Annotated in this window: 4 protein-coding genes; 3 read left to right on the top strand and 1 reads right to left on the bottom strand. The window is 48.5% G+C overall.

Annotated elements, in window-relative coordinates; genetic code table 11:
* Positions 1-130: 130 nt before the first annotated feature.
* The 3 genes from AC9UEP_RS05765 to AC9UEP_RS05755 all read left to right on the top strand — a co-directional run bounded on the left by AC9UEP_RS05765 (position 131) and on the right by AC9UEP_RS05755 (position 2,289).
* A complete protein-coding gene (locus tag AC9UEP_RS05765; protein ID WP_095693261.1) occupies positions 131-325 on the top strand; it encodes a hypothetical protein in 195 nt (64 codons plus the stop codon).
* 27 nt (positions 326-352) lie between these two features.
* Entirely contained in the window at positions 353-1,462 is a 1,110-nt protein-coding gene (cfa, locus tag AC9UEP_RS05760; protein ID WP_509544998.1) for a cyclopropane fatty acyl phospholipid synthase, read from the top strand.
* A gap of 95 nt (positions 1,463-1,557) precedes the next feature.
* Positions 1,558-2,289, top strand: coding sequence for a Bax inhibitor-1/YccA family protein (locus AC9UEP_RS05755; RefSeq protein ID WP_509544995.1), 732 nt, complete (start codon positions 1,558-1,560; stop codon positions 2,287-2,289).
* A 21-nt stretch (positions 2,290-2,310) separates the two neighbouring features.
* Here the strand turns inward: AC9UEP_RS05755 and AC9UEP_RS05750 are convergent.
* Positions 2,311-3,498 (bottom strand): MFS transporter (locus AC9UEP_RS05750; protein WP_509544992.1); only part of this gene is annotated, 1,188 nt, incomplete at its 5' end.

The following is a 3,498-nucleotide window of genomic DNA, read 5'->3' as shown; positions in this document are numbered from 1 at the left end:
AGAGGACTTAAAATCCTTCCAGTATCGGTTCGAGTCCGATTGGGGGCACAAAATGCTCGAACCCTCTTGAAAAATCTCAACCAGGAAAGTAATATTTCCCAATTCAACGGAGAACTAAGGAGATTAGAAAATGCTAGCGACTTATTCATGTGCCAAGTGCGAAATGTCAGTCAATGCAAGCTGTGCAAAGTGCAACCTACCTTTGGTCAATGACTCTCTAGCCCTTCCCGATGGCAGCAATGTGCAGATCTCTCGTTGCCCACAGTGCGAAGGAAAGATTAAGTCTCCAATGTGCTGTGGTTCAGATATGAGCTGCTCGATCTAACACAAGAAACATTGTGTGGGTGTCTAAATGAGTAGTAAAGAGCTCTGTCTTTCCATTCTTGAAAAGTGCAATGTGCCAGTTAACTCCAGCGAGCCATGGAGCCTGCAGGTAAGGAATGAAAAACTATGGGATCGCCTTGCATCCCAGCATCAGCTTGGCCTGGGTGAGGCTTACATGGATGGCTGGTGGGAGTGCGAAGATATTGATGAGATGCTCACCAGGTTGTTAACTGTTGATGCAACATCCTTTCTCAAGCCTTCCATTCCTTTAGTTGCGAGTGCGCTGAAATCTAAGATTGTAAATATGCAGACTAAAGCTAAAGCTGCAAAGAATGCTAAACATCATTACAACATCGGCAATGACCTATATACACGAATGCTTGATAGTGAAATGGCCTATAGCTGTGGCTATTGGCAAAATGCGAAGACGCTAGATGAGGCGCAGATAGCCAAGTTTGATTTAATCTGTCGCAAGCTAAAACTTGAAAAAGGCATGACCCTGCTCGATATTGGAAGCGGTTGGGGAGGCCTCCTGCGGCATGCGGTAAGAAACTATGGCGTTATCGCAACTGGAATTTCTCCGGCGGATCAGCAGATTCTCCTGGCCCGTGAGAAGTCAGCCGGACTCAATATCAATTTTGTGCAGATGGATTACCGAGATCTGACCGGCCGATTCGACCGTATTGTGTCAGTGGGAATGATGGAGCATGTAGGGCCTAAAAACTTTAAAGAGTTCTTTGCCAAGTGCGATGAATTACTCGTTGAAGATGGAATTATGTTGCACCATCTCATCTCAAGCACTGTGCCCCAGAGTGATACCGACCCATTCTTCAATCGATATATCTTCCCTGGGGGAGTTATTCCATCTCCTGGGCAGATTACCTACGCTGCCGAAGGGCTCTTCGTCCTGGAGGACACCCATAATTTTGGACTCGATTACGAGACAACGCTGCTGCAATGGCACAAGAATATTAATTCCAAGTGGGATGAGATCCCGCAATATGATCTGCGCTTTAGGCGGATGTGGAATTACTACCTGCTAGCTTCAGCGGCTGGCTTCAAAGCCCGAAATCTGCACCTGAACCAGTATGTATTTCGTAAAGGTGGCGTGCTCGCCCCCTATCTTCCGTTTCGTTGAGCGTATTTACCCCCTAAAACTGGAAATTTTCCTGGTTTGCCGTACGTTATATGTCGTACGAGAGCTCGTTCTCGCACATATATAAGGAGAAATTAATGCGCAGTTCTAACCCAGTCCTTAGCGGCCGCGGTTTCGCTCGTATCAAGGGTGATGCAGTCGGCACGCGCGACCTCAACACAATTGAGGCTCGCCCATCATCTGCACCAATGTCTATTGACGATGTCGTCATTAAGACCGCAGGACTCTTTGCTGTACTGGTTACAGTCGGAGCTTTTGCTTGGCGTGCAAATAGCCCAACTCTTGCCCTCATCGGATTCATCGGCGGATTTATCCTCGCGATGGTCAATTCATTTTCTAAAAAGGTTCGCCCACCACTAGTTATTGCTTATGCCGCAGCGCAGGGTTTGGCACTCGGAACCATCAGCCACATCTATAACGATGCCTATAACGGAATCGTTGGCCAAGCAGTAATTGCAACAGCGTGTGCCTTCGGTGGAGTTCTCCTGGCATATCGCAGTGGCAAGATTCGGGTGACACCAAAGTTCAGTCGCATCATGATGGGCTCACTCATTGGGTATCTCATCTTTGGCGTAGCGACCATCTTCATCGGATTTCCTGGTGGAGCCCTCGGCCTACTTATTTCAGTAGGTGGAGTAGCACTTGCATCAATGTTTATCGTGATGGATCTAGATCAGATTGAGAAGGCAGTTGCAGCTGGCGTTCCACAAGAGGAATCATGGCGCTGTGCATTTGGCCTCATGGTTACCTTGGTCTGGCTCTATCTTGAAGTACTGCGACTTATCTCAATTCTACGCAGTAATGATTAATCAATAGTCAGTAATTTAATATTACTGAGATTGCCCGAGATGCGAAGACCGCGTCTCGGGCAATTTTATTGATGCCATAACGGCTGCGGCCATCATCACAGCGGTAAGCGCGAAAGCTGGTTGATACCCATAAGAATCTGCGATTGCACCAAGGAGCACAGGTGCAACCATCGCCCCGGCATCAGCAGACATTTGAAATAAGCCAATAACCTGACCGCCCTTACCCTCAATCACATCGCCCACGACGGCGGCAGGAGTAGTGGAAAGAAATGCTCCACCTATACCTACGATGGCGCTAGCAAGAAAGAACATCCAGGAGTTCATGGTGAAGACAAGGGTGAGTGCAAAGAGTGCGGTGAGGGAGGTGCCCACAATGAGAGAGAATCGGCGCCCATTGATATCTGACATTCTTCCAGCTTTAAGAAGGAAGGCGCCTTGAATCAAAGTAGTCAGCGTGAAACCGAAGCCCATTACTGCGGGAGATATTTTAAGATCTTCGACAATAAATAGCGGCAAGATTGAGCGACTCATTCCGAAGAATGTCCAAGCTGCACAGAACGAAACAAAGAGTGCGATTCGATATGGCTTCAGCGCTAACGCAGATTTGAGAGTGACCACATCATTTTGTTGGTCGCCGCTCGGCTTGGCTGCAAGTGCTGAGTGACGCAATAAAATTGCACCAGATGAGCTGGCACCGAGAAGGAATACTCCATAGATCAGAAGTGGCGCACGTAGTGAAAATGCGGAGAGTGCTCCACCTACTGCAGGCCCAGCAATCATTCCCAGCAGAAAGGTCCCGTTATAGAGCGACTGCACGCGTGCGCGATGGTCGTCACCGACTGCTCGAACAAGAATTGAACCCGCTGCAACCGAGAACATAGAAGAACCGATTCCGCCCACTGCGCGAAAAACAAGGAGCTGTTCGTAATTCTGAGCAAGGCCTGCGGCAAATGAAGTCAGAGCTACGAAACCGATACCAACTGAATAAACCCATCTTTCACCGAATTTATCGACTAATTTTCCGGAGATGAGCCCCGATGCAAAACGTGCAAAAGCAAATGTGGAGACGATTGCACCAACTTGGGCGTGATTGACTCCGAAGGATCTGGCAAAGAGTGGAATCGTGGGGGCGATGATTCCGAAGCCAACGGCCACAAAGAATGAGGCAAAGACAATGACTCCAACCTCACGCGGAAACTCCGCAAAGGG

It is taken from the genome of Candidatus Planktophila sp. (assembly GCF_040402315.1).
GTDB lineage: Bacteria > Actinomycetota > Actinomycetes > Nanopelagicales > Nanopelagicaceae > Planktophila.
This window is presented reverse-complemented; position numbering and strand designations above follow the sequence as displayed.

What these genes read in the sequence shown, in the direction of transcription:
- AC9UEP_RS05755 (WP_509544995.1), top strand. Translation starts at nt 1,558, where the DNA reads ATGCGCAGTTCTAACCCAGTCCTTAGCGGCCGCGGTTTCGCTCGTATC.
- cfa (WP_509544998.1), top strand. Translation starts at nt 353, where the DNA reads ATGAGTAGTAAAGAGCTCTGTCTTTCCATTCTTGAAAAGTGCAATGTG.
- AC9UEP_RS05765 (WP_095693261.1), top strand. Translation starts at nt 131, where the DNA reads ATGCTAGCGACTTATTCATGTGCCAAGTGCGAAATGTCAGTCAATGCA.